Genomic DNA, 17,637 nt, shown 5'->3' with positions numbered 1-17,637 from the left:
GGCTCGGCAACCTCATACGCCGGTGAGCCAGGAGGCGGCGGAGGCGGCGGAGCCGCCATCGCCTGCGACTACCGCTGACGATTGGCTTCGCTGGCGCTGCGCGCCGCTTCGTAGGCCACGGTCGGCTCCGGGCGCGGCATGACACCCTTGGGCCAGACCTGCTCCCACCACTGGATGCGTTGTTCGAACCGGGCAGCCACCTCCTCCACGCGTCGATGCTGCAGGTCATCTCGCTGATCTCGATCGCGTTGCCGCAGGAGCGCGAACGCCTCACGCAGTTCTGCCGGCGGCGCGATGTCGTGTTCGACGTAGTCTTCCACCGTCTCCAGCACGATCAGCGAGGTCTGCGCACTCACCAAACCAAAGCGTTCGCTGATCTGGCGGATCTGTTCGGCATGCGCCTGCGGATCGGCCGACCAGCGCGAAATCCAGTAGCTGGCCCAGGTCTGCGGCACCGGGCCGCTCAGCGCGGCCTGCCGGCCATCGATGGTCAGTTTGACGTCCTGCATCTGCCCTTGGCTGTCGCGATAGCGCAGGCGCAGCTGGCCTTGTTGCGTGGTGAGCCGGCCGGCGACGCGCAGCACGCCGTCGCGCGGCACCCGGGTCGGGACCACCCAGTCGTCACCGCCCACCAGTTCCACATCGAGCAACTGCGCCGGCGCGGACAGCAAGTCATCCACGGCGGCCTGTGGCGATGTGGAATCAATGGCGATCAGGTGACCACCGCGTGCTTCGGACCACTGACGCAGGCGCAAGGCGTCGGCATGCGCTCCTGCCGCATGCAGCGCATACAGACGCACGTCAGGCGGCAACGCTGGCAGATCTTGCTGCGAGCCGTAATTGTCCAGGCCGTCGCTGAAAAGCAGGTACTCCCGCACGCCAGGCAGCGGCTTCCACCCAGCCAGTTGGCTGGCACCGTCGTAGATTGTCTCGCGCAACGACCCCAGCAAGCCGCTGGCATCACCATCGCGGATGCTGAAACGCTGCACCGGCTCGGCCACGTCGCGCAGGCGGATCAGCGAGACCTCAGCAGTACCCAGCGCTGCGACGTAGCGCGACAGCACGCTCAGCTCGGCTTCGCGATTGCGGTTGCGTGCCGAAGCCGAGCTATCCCAAAGGATGGCCACGTTCTGCGGCAGCGGACGACGTTTCGGCATGGCCATGGCGGGAGGCAACGGCTGCTCGGCGAGGAAGTAGATCTCATCGCCCCACTGCTGTGTGTACACGCGTGCCTGCTGCTCATTCGGCCATTGCAGTTCCAGCGTGCCGCGGCCTTCGTATCGCTTGCGCTGCAAGGCGGTTTCCCAGCCACCAGCGACGCGCTTGAACGCCAGCTCGCGCGCCAGCGTGCCGCTGGCCGTCGGCATCGCATCAGCGGCCTGTATCCGCAGCGACCACTGCAGCACGTCCACACCGCGCGCGTGCGTCAGCGACACCGGCAAACGGTACTTGCCTTGGCTCAAGGCCAGATCTTCGCTGTAGACCAGCCGCACCGTGCGCGTGCCGCCTGGCGGAAGCGGGTACACCCGCAGACGGAAGTGGTTGCCTGCGGTCTGCTCCAGCAACGCCGGGTCCACCTGCTTGCGTTCAATGGCTTCAAACGCCACCCGGCCCTTGGCCTTGGGCACCGGCACGGCATCGCGCATGTGGCCGTCGATATCCAGGGCGAAGCCGGTGATGCGCTGGCCATCGCGCAAAGGGAAATTGAGCTGGCCTTCCAGCAGGCGGCCGCCGTGGTTGGCAAACACCAGCTCGACCGTGGTCTGGGCCAACCCGCCCAGCACGATGGTGTCGACTTTGGCTTGCTGCAGCCGCACGCTGTTGGCGTCATCGGTGACGCTGAGCAAGGGCGCGTCTTGCGGGTCCAGGCTGAGCTGCTGGGCACGGCTGACCGGCAAGGCCAGCAAGGGCGCGAGTGCGACGAGGAAAAACCGGGTCATCCGATGCATGCAATCCCTGCCTGGCGTTGAAGGTGTTGTGCTTAACGCGTCATACGGCCGGATGGGGTTTTTCCTTCGGCCTGCCGCGTTCTAGTCGCCGACCGGCTCCCAGTGCCGCAGGATCAATTGGATGCCACGCCGATCCTGGTAGTCATCGGTGTCCAGCTGGTACGCCGCATGGATATGCCGTGGCAACGCCTGCTCACGCCAGCCACCGAAATGGATCGCACCGATCGGCTGCGCGCGACCCGGTGCGCGCAGCGACAGCTTGAGGTGGCGGTCGCCGACCTTGCGCGAGTCGACCACCTCGAATCGGCCATCGAACAGCGGCTCCGGAAACGCCTGGCCCCAGGGACCACCATCGCGCAGGGCCTCGGCATGGCGGCGGTCGAACTCGCCGGCCAGCAACTCGCCATCGCTGAGCAGTTCGGCCTGCAGCAGCTGCTCGTCCAGCAGGCTGCGCGCCACCTCGACAAAGGCGCGTTCGAAGGCAGCCAACTGCGCGCGTTCCAGACTCAGTCCGGCCGCCATCGCGTGGCCGCCAAAGCGGACGATCAAGCCGGGCGCGCGCGCATCGATGGCCGCCAGCGCGTCACGGATGTGGAAGCCGGGAATCGAGCGCGCCGAACCACGCAGCTGCTCGCTACCGGGTTCGGCGGGCGCAAACGCGATGACCGGGCGATGCAGGCTTTCCTTGATCCTGGAGGCCACCAGTCCGACCACGCCGGGATGCCAGTCGGCATCAAACAGGCAGACGGCGTGTGGCGCTTCGTCGAAGACAGACAACCGTGCGAGCGCGGCATTGGCTTCGTCGGTCATCTGCTGCTGCACGCCACGGCGTTCGGCATTGATGCTGTTGAGCAGTTCGGCCATCTCGCGTGCCTGGCCGGCATCGTCGGTGAGCAGGCATTCGATGCCCAGCGCCATGTCTTCCAGACGACCGGCGGCGTTCAAGCGCGGCGCAATGGCGTAGCCGATGTCGGTGGCGGTGAGGTGGCGTGGGTCGCGGCCGGACACTTCAATCAGGGCTTTCAGGCCGGCGTTGGCTTGGCCCTGGCGGATGCGGCGCAGGCCAGCGGAGACGATCGCGCGGTTATTGGTGTCCAGCGGGACCAGATCGGCGACTGTGCCGACCGCCACCAAATCGAGCAGTTGGCTGAGGTCGGGTTGGGTCGTGGGGTTCGAGGCTGAAGCCCCTCCTACGGCCCCTCCTGCGTCGGCAAATGCGCCTGCGTCACGAAGCTGACGGCGCAATGCCAGCAGCACGTAGAACGCAACGCCGACGCCGGCGAGGGCTTTGCTGGCGAAACCGTCGCCGCGCTGGTTGGGATTGACGATCACATCAGCGGCCGGCAGCGACTCGCCGGGCAGATGGTGATCGGTCACCAACACCTGCCAACCGCGCGCCTTGGCGCTGGCGATGCCGGCATGGCAGGCGATGCCGTGATCGACGGTGACCAGCAGTTCCGGCTGCAGTGCGGCGATCTCATCCACCAGCGACGGTGACAGACCATAGCCGTGCACCATGCGATTGGGCACCGTGGCGGTTACCTGCTGCGCGCCCAGCATGCGCAGGCCGCGCACCATCACCGCGCAGGCGGTCGCGCCGTCGCAGTCGAAGTCGCCGACCACCACGATGTGCTGTTGCGCGTTGATGGCCAGCTGCAGCAGGCCCACCGCCGCGGCAAGCCCACTCAAGCCCTCGGGTGGCAGCAGCTGGGCCAGACGCGGTTGTGCCTGATCGACATCAAGGGCGCCGCGCCCTGCATAGATGCGTTGCAACAGCGGCAGCACCTGCTCGGGCCATGTCGCGGCCGACGCCGGCACATGGCGGCGTCGGATGCGTGGGTTGGCTTTCATGCGCTCAGGCCGGGCGCGTTGTCATCCAGCCGCGTGAGTGCGCGCCGCCAGAAGCGCCAGCGCTGCGTGTTGCGCAGCTCGAACTGCGCACCGTCGGCGAAGTCCAGGCGCAGGCTGTCCAACTCGCGCCGCTGCAAGGCAGCCAGCAAGGGCACGACGGCGTCGCGGGCAAACACATCCAGGCCGCGCAGATGGCGCAGATCGATCAAGGCATCCACTTCCTGGCCATCGGCGGCATCGCGCGACACGCCTGCCACCAACGCCAAAGAGCGCAGCAGCACATCCGGACTCTTGATTTGCTTGAACGGCGTGCTGATGGAATGCGGCATCACCCCACCGCCCCAGAACCACAGGGAATTGATCGGCGCCAGGCCGGCCGCGACGCGCCGCGCATTCCAAGGGTGGTTGTGCAGCACCACCTGCACTTCGCTGAGCAGGGCGCGCCAGCGGCGGCCGGCATCACCCTCGGGCAGGTGGCCGAACAGATCGTCGCCCAGCACATCATCGATGGCGGCAAAGGCCGGCAATTGCGATTCGCGCGGCAGGCGCAGGTACCAGCGCGCCGGATGCGGCGCATCCAGCAGCACGCCAGCATCGCCGAACAGCGGCTTGAGCGTGGGCAACAGCTGAGCCAGATCGTCGGCATCCACCGCCAAGGCTTCACCGTGGGCGAGCAGGCGTGCGCCGGTCATGTCCGGCGAAATGCGAGCAGGATCGGCGCGTACCCAGGCCGAGCCTTCACTGTCACCGGCATCCAGCTGCCGGGTCAGCGCCGCCACCGGCCAGTGATCCGGCACAAGCTGGAAATAGCGGCGTAGCTGCGCCTGCTCGCCGGCTTCGACCTGGCTGCGATCGGCGCGACCGAGGGCGCGCGCCACTTCGGCCGGCAAACCCTGCCCGGCCAATCGGCTGCGCTCGGGCAGCAACAAGGTGGCGCTGGCCATGGCCGGCGTCAGTCGGCGTAGGCGACGCTGACGATTTCGTATTCGCGCTGGCCGGCAGGCGCATCGATGGTGACCGCGTCACCTTCGTGCTTGCCGATCAGGGCGCGGGCCAGCGGCGAGGAAATCGCGATCAGGCCCTGCTTGATGTCCGCTTCCAGATCCCCCACCACCTGGTAACGCTTCTCTTCGTCGGTTTCCACGTCGGCCAACGTCACGGTGGCGCCGAAGACAATGCGCGAACCGGCGTTGAGCTTGCTGACGTCGATGATTTCCGAATGCGACAGCTCGCTTTCCAGCTGCTTGATCCGGCCTTCGATGAAACCCTGTTGCTCACGCGCGGCGTGATACTCGGCGTTCTCTTTCAGATCGCCATGCGCGCGCGCCTCGGCGATCGCGGTGATCACTTCCGGCCGCTTGACCGTCTTGAGGTTGTCCAGTTCCTGGCGCAGACGCAGCGCGCCCTTGGTGGTCAGTGGTGCTCTCACCCTTGCAGCTCCTTATGCAGCTCTTGCAGGGCCCACACAGGGCCCGTACCGCGGAATTCCAGCGAATGCACCAGCGCCTTGGCGCCGGCAATCGTGGTCGAATACGTGACGCGATGCTGCAGGGCCTCGCGCCGGATGGAGAAGGAGTCGGCGATGGCCTGCCGCCCTTCGGTGGTGTTGACGATATACACGATTTCGCCGTTCTTGATCAGGTCGACGATATGCGGGCGACCTTCCACGACCTTGTTGATCTGCTCGCAGGCGTAACCGTGCTGACGCAGCCAGGCGGCCGTGCCTTCGGTGGCGACCAGGCTGAAGCCGCGCTCGATCAGCGCCTGCGCCACCGGCAGCACGCGCTTCTTGTCCGGATCACGCACCGACACGAACGCCTTGCCTGGCTTCGGCGCCTTGATGCCGCCGGCTTCCTGCGCGCGCGCCATGGCCGCGCCGAAGCTGCGGCCCACGCCCATCACCTCGCCGGTGGAGCGCATTTCCGGGCCGAGAATCGGGTCCACGCCCTGGAACTTGGCGAACGGGAAGATCGCTTCCTTCACCGAGTAGTAGTCCGGCACCACTTCTTCGGTGGCGCCCTGCTCGGCCAGCGTGCGGCCGGCCATGCAGCGCGCCGCGATCTTGGCCAGCGCCACGCCGGTGGCCTTGGACACGAACGGCACGGTGCGCGAGGCACGCGGGTTCACTTCGAGCAGGTAGACGGTGTCTTCGCCATCATCGTTGGACTGGATGGCGAACTGGGTGTTCATCAGGCCGACCACGTTCAGCGCCTTGGCCAGTTCCACCACCTGCCGGCGCAGCTCGTCCTGGGTCGCAGCGGACAGCGAATATGGCGGCAGCGAGCAGGAGGAGTCGCCGGAGTGCACGCCGGCTTCTTCGATGTGCTCCATCACGCCGCCAATCATCACCTGGCCGGTGGCATCGGCGATGATGTCCACGTCCACTTCCACCGCGTTGTCGAGGAAGCGGTCCAGCAGCACCGGCGAGTCATTGGAGACCTTGACCGCGTCGCGCATGTAGCGCGCCAGGTCGGACTCGCCATAGACGATTTCCATGGCGCGGCCGCCCAGCACGTATGACGGACGCACCACCATCGGGTAGCCAATCTCGCGACCCAGCACCAGGCCCTCTTCGGGCGTGCGCGCGGTGCGGTTCGGCGGCTGCTTCAGGCCCAGCTTGTCGACCAGCTGCTGGAAGCGCTCGCGGTCTTCGGCCAGGTCGATGCTGTCCGGGCTGGTGCCGATCACCGGCACGCCGTTGGCTTCCAGCGCACGCGCCAGCTTGAGCGGGGTCTGCCCGCCGTACTGCACGATCACGCCCTTGGGCTGTTCCAGCTCGACGATGGCCAGCACGTCTTCCAGCGTCAGCGGCTCGAAGTACAGGCGATCGGAGGTGTCGTAATCGGTCGACACGGTTTCCGGATTGCAGTTGACCATGATGGTTTCATAGCCGTCCTCGCGCAGGGCGAGCGCGGCATGCACGCAGCAGTAGTCGAACTCGATGCCCTGGCCGATGCGGTTGGGGCCGCCGCCGAGGATCATGATTTTGTCGCGCGATGTCGGGTTGGCTTCGCACTCGTCCTCGTAAGTCGAGTACAGGTAGGCGGTGTCGGTGGCGAATTCGGCCGCGCACGAGTCCACGCGCTTGTACACCGGCTTGACCCCCAACGCCTTGCGCAGCACGCGCACGGCGGCTTCATCGGTGCCGGCCAGCTGGGCCAGACGCGCATCGGAGAAACCCATGCGCTTGAGCCGGCGCAGGCGGGTCTTGTCGAGCGAGGCCAGGCCATCGGCGGTCAGCTGCTTTTCGTCGGCGATGATTTCCTCGATTTGATCCAGGAACCAGGGATCGATGAACGACAGCGCGTGCACCTGCTCCACGCTCATGCCGGCGCGGAATGCATCGGCCACGTAGAACAGACGCTCCGGACCCGGCGCCTTCATTTCGCGGCGCAGTTCGGCCAGGCCATCTTCGCTGGCCAGATCCAGGCCGGTGGGATCGAGGCCGACCTTGCCGGTTTCCAGGCCACGCAGGGCCTTCTGCAGGGATTCCTGGAAGGTGCGGCCCATCGCCATCACCTCGCCCACCGACTTCATCTGGGTGGTCAGGCGGGCGTCGGCCTGCGGGAACTTCTCGAAGGCGAAGCGCGGAATCTTGGTGACCACGTAATCGATGGTCGGTTCGAACGAGGCCGGGGTCTTGCCGCCGGTGATCTCATTCTTCAGTTCGTCCAACGTGTAGCCCACTGCCAGCTTGGCCGCGACCTTGGCGATCGGGAAGCCGGTAGCCTTGGAGGCCAGCGCCGAGGAGCGCGACACGCGCGGGTTCATCTCAATCACCACCACGCGGCCGTTCTGCGCGTTGATGCCGAACTGCACGTTGGAGCCGCCGGTATCCACGCCAATCTTGCGCAGCACCGCGATAGAGGCATCGCGCAGGCGCTGGTATTCCTTGTCGGTCAGGGTCTGCGCCGGCGCGACGGTGATCGAGTCACCGGTGTGCACGCCCATCGGATCCAGGTTCTCGATCGAGCAGACGATGATGCAGTTGTCCGCGGTGTCGCGGACCACTTCCATCTCGAATTCCTTCCAGCCCAGCACCGATTCTTCCACCAGCACTTCGGTGGTCGGCGACAGTTCCAGGCCGCGGTTGACGATGTCGATCAGCTCTTCGCGGTTGTAGGCGATGCCGCCGCCGCTGCCGCCCAGGGTGAAGCTGGGACGGATGATGGTGGGATAGCCGACGCGGGTCTGGATTTCCAGCGCTTCCTCCAGCGTGTGCGCCACCGCCGCCTTGGGGCATTCCAGGCCAATCTCGCCCATCGCCACGCGGAACAGTTCGCGGTCTTCGGCCATGCGGATGGCTTCGCGCGAGGCGCCAATCAGTTCGACCTTGTACTTTTCCAGCACGCCGTTGTCGGCCAGGTCCAGCGCGCAGTTCAGCGCGGTCTGGCCGCCCATGGTCGGCAGCAGGGCGTCGGGCTTTTCCTTGGCGATGATCTTCTCGACCGTCTGCCAGTTGATCGGCTCGATGTAGACCGCGTCGGCCATTTCCGGGTCGGTCATGATGGTGGCCGGGTTGCTGTTGACCAGCACCACCCGGTAACCCTCCTCGCGCAGGGCCTTGCAGGCTTGCGCGCCGGAGTAGTCGAACTCGCAGGCCTGGCCGATGACGATCGGGCCGGCGCCGATGATGAGGATGGTCTTGATGTCACTGCGCTTGGGCATGGTCGTTCTACTTCCGCAAATTTCGTGAGGCCGGAGCCTGGGAGCCGCGCGCCGGCAGGCGCTGCGGCATGACGCATTACAACCGGATCAGATCAGCGCGCTCGGTTCGACTTCGCAGGTCTTCATGGCCTTGAGCATCAGCGTCACCACAATCTTCTCGCCGGTGGCCTTGCCGGCTTCTTCCTGGCGGCCGTTCTCGAACGAGAGGATGTCGCCAAAGCCGGTCAGCTCGCGCAGGTCCCGGTACTTGGGATCGCGGAACACATCGTTGAACACCAGCAGTTCGTCCACCGTCGTGTTCTTCAGCGCCGAGGTCGGGTCCAGTTCGGTGCCGGTGTTGGCGGCGACGATACCGGCGCCCACCATGCGCGCCATCACCGGCGCAACGGCCTGGGCCTTGCGGGTTTCATCGGCAAAGTTGGCGGCATGCTGCTGCGCGTACTCCACCACTTCCAGGCGCTTGTTGCGGCGGAAGCCCTCACGCGAAAGTTCGTTGCGCAGGCAGATCAATTGGTTCGCCGGCACCGCACTGGCTTTGTCCTGCAACGGCCAGGTCGGATCCTTGTCGGCGGCGTCCTGCATCACATCGCCCACCGGGAACATGGTCACCAAGGCGTCGGTCATCAGGTCGATCGGATCGGCCTGGGTTTTGCCGGTCTGCGCCAGCGCGACGGCCGGCAGCAAGCCGATGGCCAGCAATGCGGCAAGACCACGACGAAAGGACATCAACGCGCCTCCATGCTGCGGATGAAGCGATCGAACAGCGGCGCCACATCGTGCGGGCCGGGTGAGGCTTCCGGGTGACCCTGGAAGGAGAACGCCGGCGCGTCAGTCAGTTCGATGCCCTGGTTGGTGCCGTCGAACAGCGAGCGGTGAATCACCCGCACATTGGCCGGCAGCGTGCTTTCGTCCACCGCAAAGCCGTGGTTCTGCGAGGTGATCATGACCTTGCCGCTGTCCAGGTCCTGCACCGGATGATTGGCGCCGTGATGACCGTGGCCCATCTTCAGCGTCTGCGCACCCGCGGCCAGCGCCAGCAGTTGGTGGCCCAGGCAGATGCCGAAGGTCGGAATCTTGCGGTCGATGAATTCGCGGATGGCGCTGATGGCGTAGTCGCACGGCGCCGGGTCGCCGGGACCGTTGGACAGGAACACGCCATCCGGCTGCATCGCCAGCACCTCGGTGGCCGGCGTCTGCGCCGGCACCACGATCACTTCGCAGCCGCGCTCGGCCAGCATGCGCAGGATGTTGACCTTGACGCCGTAGTCGTAGGCCACGACCTTGAAACGCGGTTCGGCGCGGACAAACTGGTTGCGATCCAGATCCAGCTGGCCATCGCTCCAGGTGTAGGTCTTCTGCGTGGAGACCACCTTGGCCAGATCCATGCCCTTCAGGCCTGGGAACTTGCGCGCCGCTTCCAGCGCCTTGTCCACGTCCAGATCCGGGCCGGCCATCAGCGCGCCGTTCTGCGCGCCCTTGTCGCGCAGGATCCGGGTCAGCTTGCGGGTGTCGATGCCGGCGATGGCGACGATGCCGCGTGCCTGCAGCCATTCCGGCAGCGCCACCTGGCTGCGCCAGTTGCTGGGACGGCGCGGCACATCGCGCACGATCAAGCCGGCCGACCAGACCTGCGACGCTTCGTCGTCCTGGTCGGTGCAGCCGGTGTTGCCGATATGGGGATAGGTCAGAGTGACCAGCTGACGGGCGTAGGACGGATCGGTCAGGATCTCCTGATAGCCGGTCATGGCGGTGTTGAACACCACTTCGCCGACGGACAGGCCGTTCGCGCCTACGGATTCGCCCTCGAATACGGTGCCGTCTTCGAGTACGAGAATTGCGGGTTCAGTCACGGGGTTCGCCTTGGGGTGGAGGAACCCTGCACCACCGACTTGCGGTTGCAAGAAACCGCGAACACGGCGTCAATCCGGTCCGGGGCGATGGGTAAGCAGGCGAGCGGGAATTGTACGGGCGCGACCTCGTCCGCGCCACCCTTTTTCACATTTCCGACATCATCGCCCCGCCGTATTCAGCAAAGTAGGCGCAGGGGCAGACCAATCTCAATCCAGCAGATCGCGCACGCGATACAGCGCCGGCGCACGCCCATGCAGCCGCTGCGCCGCATGCAGGGCGCCGCGCGCGAAGATGTCGCGGTTGGTTGCACGGTGGATCAGCTCGATGCGTTCGCCCAGACCGGTGAACTGCACCTGGTGTTCGCCGACGATGTCGCCGGCACGCAGGCTGGCGTAGTGCGGATGGGCGCCCGACGCCGCGGCTGCTTGGCCCAGGGTGATGGCAGTACCCGAAGGGGCATCCTTCTTGTGTACGTGATGGGATTCGATCACGTCGCAGTCCCAGCCCGACAGCGCGGCGGCGGCGCGTTCCACCAGTTCGGCCAGCACGGCCACGCCCAGGCTGAAGTTGGACGCCCACAGCAAAGGAATCTGTTGCGCCGCAGCCTGCAAGGCGTGTTGCTGCTGCTCGTCCAGACCGGTGGTGCCGGATACCAGCGCGGCCTTGCGCTGCAGGCACAGGGCCAGCACCGGGTCGAAACCTTCGGGCAGGCTGAAATCGATGGCGACATCGAACGCGGGCGTGCCATTGAGTTCACTGGCGGCGAAATACGGCACGCCCTCCACCACCCGTTGCACGGGGGCACGCCGGGTCACCGCCGCGACCACCTGCAGGTGGTGCGGTTGTTCCGCCGCCAGGCGCAGCAGCGCCTGGCCCATGCGACCGGACGCGCCATGGATGAGGACTCGAATCGGGGTGCTGTTCATGTCCGCATCTTAGTGGGAATCGGCCAGGCCAGTCAGGCGCTTGTTCCAGCTTTCGGTCTGGCCGTGCTGTTGCCGGCGCTCGAACAGCGAGCGCCAGGACGGCACCAGTGGCAAGCGCAGGATGTCGGCCAGCACCGCGGGCTCCAGGGTGCGCTGATAAAGGACTTCGATGATCCGGCTCAGCGGCCACTGCGGATAGGGGCGGTCAGTCAGCTCCAGGCGATCACCGACTTCCAGCCTGCCCTCTTCCAGCACCCGGTAATACCAGCCCGTGCGGCCACTGTCCTGCACACGCCGCGCCATGTCGACCCGCTGGAAGCGATCCGACAACTTCCAGCACGGCTGGCGTGACTGCGAGACCTCGACCAGCGCCGTGCCGAGCCGGAAGCGATCACCCAGGCAGACATCGCCCTCGGTCAGTCCGGTCGAACTGAGGTTCTCGCCAAACGCGCCCGGCGCCTCCAGCAGCGGATGCGCGCCGATATCCGCGCGCCAGCCGGCGTAGTGATCATGCGGATAGTGATGCACGGCCTTGTCCGGACCGCCATGTACGCGCAGGTCGCCCTGCTCGTCACCGCTCAAGCCGAGTTTGCCCACCACCACCGCCGCGCTGACGGGCTGTTTGGCAATGGCGCTGCGCGAGCCAGGACGGGTGAAGTCCACCACCTTGCCGCACAACACCGCGTCGATGACGGTGGCGGCGGCGGAATTGTCCAGACTCATGCGGGAATCTCCAGGATGCGGCCCAGGCCACTGGCGTCGATTGCGCGTGCGGCCTGTTGCAGGCGCTCCGGGTCCAGGGCAGTCTCGAAGCCGATGCGAAAATGCACTTCGCCTTCCGGCGTGCGCGAGGAATGGATCGAGGACAGGCTGATGCCCTCGCGTTCGAAGATCTGCAGCAACTCGCGCAACGAGCCGGGTCGGTCTTCCGGCAGGTGCACGCTGATGGCGCGCACGCCGGCCAGGTCGGCGAGCAGGTAGCCGATGCGTTCGTAGTGATAGTTGCCCGCGACCAGCGCCGTGGCGCCAATGGCCTGGCGGTTATCGAGCAGGAACTCCTGCCGGAACGCGGCGCGGGCGGCTTCGTCGCCCTGCCCGACCAGCTGCGCCATGCGCGCGAGCTGCACGCCCAGCGCGGCGAGGATGTCGCCGGCATGCGGATTGCCGAACTGGATGTCTTCGTAAATCGCCGGATTGAGGGACAGGATGCGGCTGAGGATGGCGGCGTCCATCTCGAACGACGCCGAGCGGAACGGCATCAGGCTCGCCAGATCGCCCACCTGTGCGGCCTGTTCGCGCAGCACGCCGGCCTGGGCCAGGTGGCTGGCGTGGACCATGGCCTGCACCAGCGCCATCACCCGATCATGTTGCTCCGGGCTGGCGCGGACATACTCGCCTTCCAGCGCCTGCAACAACTGCTCGAACCAGCCGCGCCAGTGCTGCAGCCGCAACTCGCAGATCACCGTGGCCCGGCCCTTCAAGGTCGGCGCCTTGGGCGGCGCGGTCATCGGATGCAGGCCGGCGAATTCGGCGCCCGAGCGCGCCATGGCGGCCAGGGGCCCGGCCTTGATCGAGGTGACATCCAGCCATAGCTGGCGCGCCTCGCGGCCTCCGGCCAACGTCACGTACTGCTCGATGATGGCCACGGTGTGGCGAATCGGCGCCGAGAACACCAGTACGTCCGCTGCCTGCAGCAATGCCTGCGGACTGAGGCTGGCCGGGTCGGCAGGATCCTGGCCCACCACGGTCAGGCCCATGCGCTGCTGGAAGAAGCGGGTCAGCCAGCGCCCATACGCGCCTGCGCTGCCGATGATGCCGATGACGGGGTGGGACACGAATGGGGGCTCCGCGGGGAGCCCCCATTCTAGAAGCTGTGGGTGCGTAGCGTGGTGGACGTTGCGGCCGTTGGCGCCAGCAGTCTGCGTTTGAGCAGACAGCGAAGGAGGTCGCCGATGTCCAACCCGGGGGAACTGCCACAGGCGCCAGACCGCCTGCATGGCATGGACGCGCTGCGCAGCCTGCTGATGTTGCTGGGCGTGGTAATCCACGCGGCCGACCCGTATGCGCTCGGCAGTCGCTGGCTGGTGCGCGATCCCAATGGCACGGTCTTCTTCGATCGCCTGGTCGACGCCATCCATTCGTTCCGCATGCCAGCGTTCTTCCTGATTTCCGGCTTCTTCTCGATGCTGCTGCTCCAGCGCTGGTCGACCGCGCGGTTTCTGCAGGATCGCGCGCGGCGCATCGGCGTGCCGCTGCTGGCCACGCTGCTGAGCTTCAATCTGCTGCAGGTCGGCTGGCTGGCGGCGCAGGCGGCGCCGGGCTCGCAGTGGCACTGGGCCACCTGGGCACAGGCCTGGCGCAGCGGCCATTGGCTGGGGCATTTGTGGTTCCTGGTCTACCTGCTGGTGTACTGCGCGGCCGCCGCCCTGCTCGCCCCTGCCCTGCAACGCCTCTCGCCGACGCCGCGATGGCTGCCACGCAGGCGCGCCTGGCTGCTGATGCTGCTGGGCACGCTCGCCTTGCTGGTGCCGCGCGCCATCGCCTTCGTGCAACCGGACTGGGGGCGGCTGACCCTGGCGGGCGTGATTGATCCGCTCGAACTGCTCTACTACCTGCCGTTCTTTGCCGGCGGCGCGTGGCTGCAGTCCGATGCCGGATTGCTGGTCGAGTTCAGCGCATTTTCCCTGTTGGATGCGGCGCTGGCGCTGGCCACCGCGGCCGGCATCCACTGGTTGGGCGAGGATCCGCAGGGCCTGATCGCCAAGCTGGCCCTCGCCGCCGCCAGCGCGCTATGGGTGTGGTGGCTGGTGCGTGCGGTGTTGGCCGTGGGCTTGCGCTGGCTGGCGCGTCCGTGGACGGGCTGGCGACAACTGGCCGATGCCAGCTATTCGATTTATCTGTTTCACCATCTGATCGTGGTGGTGCTGGCCACTTGGCTGGCACCGGTGCAGGCGCCCCTGGCGCTCAAATTCGGCCTCGTACTGACGACGGCATTGCTGTTGCCCTGGCTGCTGCATCAGCGGCTGGTCCTGCGCTACGACACCCTGCGCCTGCTGTTCAATGGTCGGCCCGCGCAAAAGAAAGGCCACCTGCCGGAAGCATCCCGACAGGCGACCTGATTCTTTCCTCGCCGCGCGCCTTCAATGCGCGGCTGGCGGTTGGATCACGACGTCATCCGATCCCAGAATCCCTTGACGCCATCCAGGAAGGTGGCCGACTTGGGCGAATGCTTGCGCGCTTCGTCGCCGACAAAGGTGGCTTCGAACTTCTCCAGCAATTCGCGCTGTTCATTGGTCAGGTTGACCGGCGTCTCCACCACCACCCGGCAATACAAATCGCCTTCACTGCGGCTGCGCACCGACTTGACGCCCTTGCCGCGCAGGCGGAACAGCTTGCCGGTCTGGGTTTCGGCGGGGATGCGGATTTCCGCATCGCCATTGAGCGTAGGCACGCGCACGGTGTCGCCCAGCGCCGCCTGCGAGATGCGGATCGGCACTTCGCAATGCAGGTCGTCGCCATCGCGCTGGAAGATGTCGTGCTCACGCACGCGCACTTCCACGTACAGATCGCCCGGCGGCGTACCCGGCGGGCCGGCTTCGCCTTCACCGGTCAGGCGGATGCGGTCACCATTGTCCACGCCGGCCGGAATCTTGACCGACAGGACTTTCTCTTCTTCCACGCGACCGGCGCCGTGGCATTCCTTGCAGGGATTCTTGATGGTCTGGCCGCGGCCGCCGCAGGCCGGGCAGCTCTGCTGCATGGCGAAGATGCCGCGCTGCATGCGCACGTTGCCGCGGCCACCACAGGTGCTGCAGGTTTCAATCTGGCCGTCCTCCGAGCCACTGCCGTTGCAGGGTTCGCAGGCCACCAGGGTGGGAATCTCGATGCGCTTCTCGACGCCGGCAACGGCCTCTTCCAGATCCAGTTCCATCACGTAGCCGACATCGGCGCCGCGACGTGCGGCGCGGGCACCGCCGCCGCCGAAGATGTTGCCGAAGATGTCACCGAAGATGTCGCCCATGTCCGGCCCGGCGCCGCCGCCACCGCCCATGCCGTGCTCGAACGCCGAATGCCCGTGGGCGTCATAGGCGCGCCGCTTGGCGCTGTCGGACAGCACTTCGTAGGCTTCCTTGGACTCCTTGAACGAGGCTTCGGCCGCCTTGTCGCCCGGATTGCGATCCGGATGGAACTTCATCGCGCAGCGGCGGTAGGCCTTTTTCAGGTCGTCGTCACTGGCATTGCGTTGCACGCCCAGCACTTCGTAGTAATCGCGTTTGCTCATGGGTGGGTCACGTGGGCCTTGCACATTTCATTGCTCCCAATGGAAAGGGAACCGGAGCCTGCGGACGTGCGACGAATCGCCTGCCTCGCCGATCTCCAGTTCCCGTTCCGGTCACCGGCTATCGAATGCCGGCTTGCTTACTTCTTGTCGTCCTTGACTTCGGTGAACTCGGCGTCGACCACGTCGTCGCCGGCGTTCGAACCCGCACCACCGGCGCCGTCATCGGCACCCGGTTGCGCGCCGGCCGAAGCCGCCGCGTACAACGACTGGCCGGCTTCTTCCAGCGCTTTGGACTTGGCTTCGATCTGCGCCTGGTCATCGCCTTTCATGGCGGTGTCCAGATCGGCGATGGCCGATTCCACCCGGCCAATCACGTCACCCGGCACCTTGCTGCCATGTTCGGTGATGGCGGTGCGGGTGGCGTGCAGCAGGCCGTCGGCCTTGTTGCGCGCCTGCACCAGGTCATGGAACTTCTTGTCTTCCTCGCGATGCGCTTCGGCATCGGCGACCATCCGCGCGATCTCGTCCTCGGACAGGCCGGAGCCCGCCTTGATCTCGACCTTCTGCTCCTTGCCGGTCTTCTTGTCGCGCGCCGACACGTGCAGGATGCCGTTGGCGTCGATGTCGAATGACACTTCCACCTGCGGCATGCCGCGCGGGGCGGCGTCGATGCCGGCCAGGTCAAAGCGCGCCAGCGACTTGTTGTAGCGGGCCTGTTCGCGCTCGCCCTGCAGCACATGCACGGTCACCGCGGACTGGTTGTCCTCGGCGGTGGAGAAGGTTTGCGAGGCCTTGGTCGGGATGGTGGTGTTCTTCTCGATGATCTTGGTCATCACGCCGCCCAGGGTTTCGATGCCCAGGCTCAACGGAGTGACGTCGAGCAGCAGCACGTCCTTGACGTCGCCGGCCAGCACGCCACCCTGGATCGCAGCGCCCACGGCCACGGCTTCGTCCGGGTTGACGTCCTTGCGCGGTTCCTTGCCGAAGAAGTCGGCCACGGCCTGCTGGACCTTGGGCATGCGGGTCTGACCGCCGACCAGGATCACTTCGCTGATTTCGCTGGCGCGCAGGCCGGCGTCATTCAGGGCAATGCGGCAGGGTTCGATCGACTTCTTGATCAGGTCTTCCACCAGCGCTTCCAGCTTGGCGCGGGTCAGCTTGATGTTGAGGTGCTTGGGACCGGACGCGTCAGCGGTGACGTACGGCAGGTTCACTTCGGTCTGCTGCGAGCTGGACAGCTCGATCTTGGCGCGCTCGGCGGCGTCCTTCAGGCGCTGCAGGGCCAGCGGATCCTTGCGCAGGTCGATGCCCTGGTCCTTGAGGAATTCCTCGACGAGGTAATCGATGACGCGCTTGTCGAAGTCTTCGCCACCCAGGAAGGTGTCGCCGTTGGTGGCCAGCACTTCGAACTGCTTCTCGCCGTCGACGTTGGCGATCTCGATGATCGACACGTCGAAGGTGCCGCCGCCCAGGTCGTACACGGCGATCTTGCGATCGGCGCCGTCAGCCTTGTCCAGGCCGTAGGCCAGTGCAGCCGCGGTGGGCTCGTTGATGATGCGCTTGACGTCCAGACCGGCGATGCGGCCGGCGTCCTTGGTCGCCTGGCGCTGGCTGTCGTTGAAGTAGGCCGGCACGGTGATGACGGCTTCGGTGACGGTCTCGCCGAGGAAGGCTTCGGCCGTCTTCTTCATCTTTTCCAGCACGCGCGCGGAGATTTCCTGCGGCGCCATGTTCTTGCCGTCGGCGGTCGCCACCCAGGCGTCGCCGTTCTCATGGGCGACGATGCCGTACGGCACCAGGTCCATGTCCTTCTGCACTTCGGCGTCGGTGAACTTGCGGCCGATCAGGCGCTTCACCGCGAAGAAGGTGTTCTTGGGGTTGGTGACGGCCTGGCGCTTGGCCGAGGCGCCCACCAGGACTTCGCCGTCCTTGGTGTAAGCGACGATGGACGGGGTGGTGCGATCGCCTTCCGAATTCTCGATGACGCGCGCCTTGCCGCCTTCCATGATCGCCACGCACGAATTGGTCGTGCCCAGGTCGATACCGATGATCTTGCCCATGTTGGGGTCGCTCCCTAGTAAGTCTGTATTGCTGATGTCGATGGAGGTCC

The 17,637-nt window shown here is 66.2% G+C and carries 13 protein-coding genes; 1 reads left to right on the top strand and 12 read right to left on the bottom strand.

All coding sequences use genetic code 11. From position 1 onward, the window contains the following. Positions 1–68 precede the first annotated feature (68 nt). From B5X78_RS17870 to B5X78_RS17825, 10 genes are all read right to left on the bottom strand, one after another. Entirely contained in the window at positions 69–1,940 is a 1,872-nt protein-coding gene (locus B5X78_RS17870) for a VIT domain-containing protein (RefSeq protein WP_176140900.1), read from the bottom strand. 90 nt (positions 1,941–2,030) lie between these two features. Further along, a complete protein-coding gene (recJ, locus tag B5X78_RS17865; RefSeq protein WP_079726066.1) occupies positions 2,031–3,800 on the bottom strand; it encodes a single-stranded-DNA-specific exonuclease RecJ in 1,770 nt (589 codons plus the stop codon). After that, positions 3,797–4,744 (bottom strand): phosphoglycerate mutase, encoded by a 948-nt coding sequence (locus tag B5X78_RS17860; protein ID WP_079726065.1) that lies wholly within the window; start codon positions 4,742–4,744, stop codon positions 3,797–3,799. Before B5X78_RS17860 ends, recJ begins: the two co-directional genes overlap by 4 nt. An 8-nt stretch (positions 4,745–4,752) precedes the next feature. Next, the gene (gene greA, locus B5X78_RS17855; RefSeq protein WP_176140926.1) at positions 4,753–5,217 is read right to left on the bottom strand and encodes a transcription elongation factor GreA; all 465 of its coding nucleotides are present in this window, start codon (positions 5,215–5,217) and stop codon (positions 4,753–4,755) included. Positions 5,218–5,225: 8 nt separating this feature from the next. Continuing rightward, entirely contained in the window at positions 5,226–8,468 is a 3,243-nt protein-coding gene (gene carB / locus B5X78_RS17850) for a carbamoyl-phosphate synthase large subunit (RefSeq protein ID WP_079726063.1), read from the bottom strand. An 87-nt stretch (positions 8,469–8,555) separates the two neighbouring features. Continuing rightward, the gene (locus tag B5X78_RS17845; protein ID WP_139381621.1) at positions 8,556–9,194 is read right to left on the bottom strand and encodes a hypothetical protein; all 639 of its coding nucleotides are present in this window, start codon (positions 9,192–9,194) and stop codon (positions 8,556–8,558) included. Further along, positions 9,194–10,318 (bottom strand): glutamine-hydrolyzing carbamoyl-phosphate synthase small subunit, encoded by a 1,125-nt coding sequence (gene carA / locus B5X78_RS17840; protein WP_079726061.1) that lies wholly within the window; start codon positions 10,316–10,318, stop codon positions 9,194–9,196. Before carA ends, B5X78_RS17845 begins: the two co-directional genes overlap by 1 nt. Positions 10,319–10,525: 207 nt before the next feature. Then, positions 10,526–11,245 (bottom strand): 4-hydroxy-tetrahydrodipicolinate reductase, encoded by a 720-nt coding sequence (gene dapB, locus B5X78_RS17835; protein WP_079726060.1) that lies wholly within the window; start codon positions 11,243–11,245, stop codon positions 10,526–10,528. Between the two features lie 9 nt (positions 11,246–11,254). Beyond that, the gene (locus B5X78_RS17830) at positions 11,255–11,968 is read right to left on the bottom strand and encodes an MOSC domain-containing protein (protein ID WP_079726059.1); all 714 of its coding nucleotides are present in this window, start codon (positions 11,966–11,968) and stop codon (positions 11,255–11,257) included. Further along, positions 11,965–13,080 carry a prephenate dehydrogenase gene (locus B5X78_RS17825; RefSeq protein ID WP_229731089.1) on the bottom strand — a complete coding sequence of 372 codons (1,116 nt, stop codon included), beginning with the start codon at positions 13,078–13,080 and terminating at the stop codon, positions 11,965–11,967. Before B5X78_RS17825 ends, B5X78_RS17830 begins: the two co-directional genes overlap by 4 nt. Before the next feature lie 117 nt (positions 13,081–13,197). Here B5X78_RS17825 and B5X78_RS17820 point away from each other — a divergent pair, with 117 nt between their 5' ends. After that, the gene (locus B5X78_RS17820; protein WP_079726057.1) at positions 13,198–14,364 is read left to right on the top strand and encodes an acyltransferase family protein; all 1,167 of its coding nucleotides are present in this window, start codon (positions 13,198–13,200) and stop codon (positions 14,362–14,364) included. 44 nt (positions 14,365–14,408) lie between these two features. Here the strand turns inward: B5X78_RS17820 and dnaJ are convergent, their stop codons facing one another. Together dnaJ and dnaK are read right to left on the bottom strand one after the other, a co-directional pair. Then, positions 14,409–15,527: a molecular chaperone DnaJ gene (dnaJ, locus tag B5X78_RS17815; RefSeq protein WP_079726056.1), complete on the bottom strand. Its 1,119-nt coding sequence runs from the start codon at positions 15,525–15,527 to the stop codon at positions 14,409–14,411. 137 nt (positions 15,528–15,664) lie between these two features. Beyond that, entirely contained in the window at positions 15,665–17,587 is a 1,923-nt protein-coding gene (gene dnaK, locus B5X78_RS17810) for a molecular chaperone DnaK (protein ID WP_079726055.1), read from the bottom strand. Between the last annotated feature and the right edge of the window lie 50 nt (positions 17,588–17,637).

It is taken from the genome of Pseudoxanthomonas indica, assembly GCF_900167565.1.
Classification (GTDB): Bacteria; Pseudomonadota; Gammaproteobacteria; order Xanthomonadales; family Xanthomonadaceae; genus Pseudoxanthomonas_A; species Pseudoxanthomonas_A indica.
The sequence above is the reverse complement of the archived record's forward strand: the minus strand, read 5'-3'. Positions and strand labels throughout refer to the sequence as shown.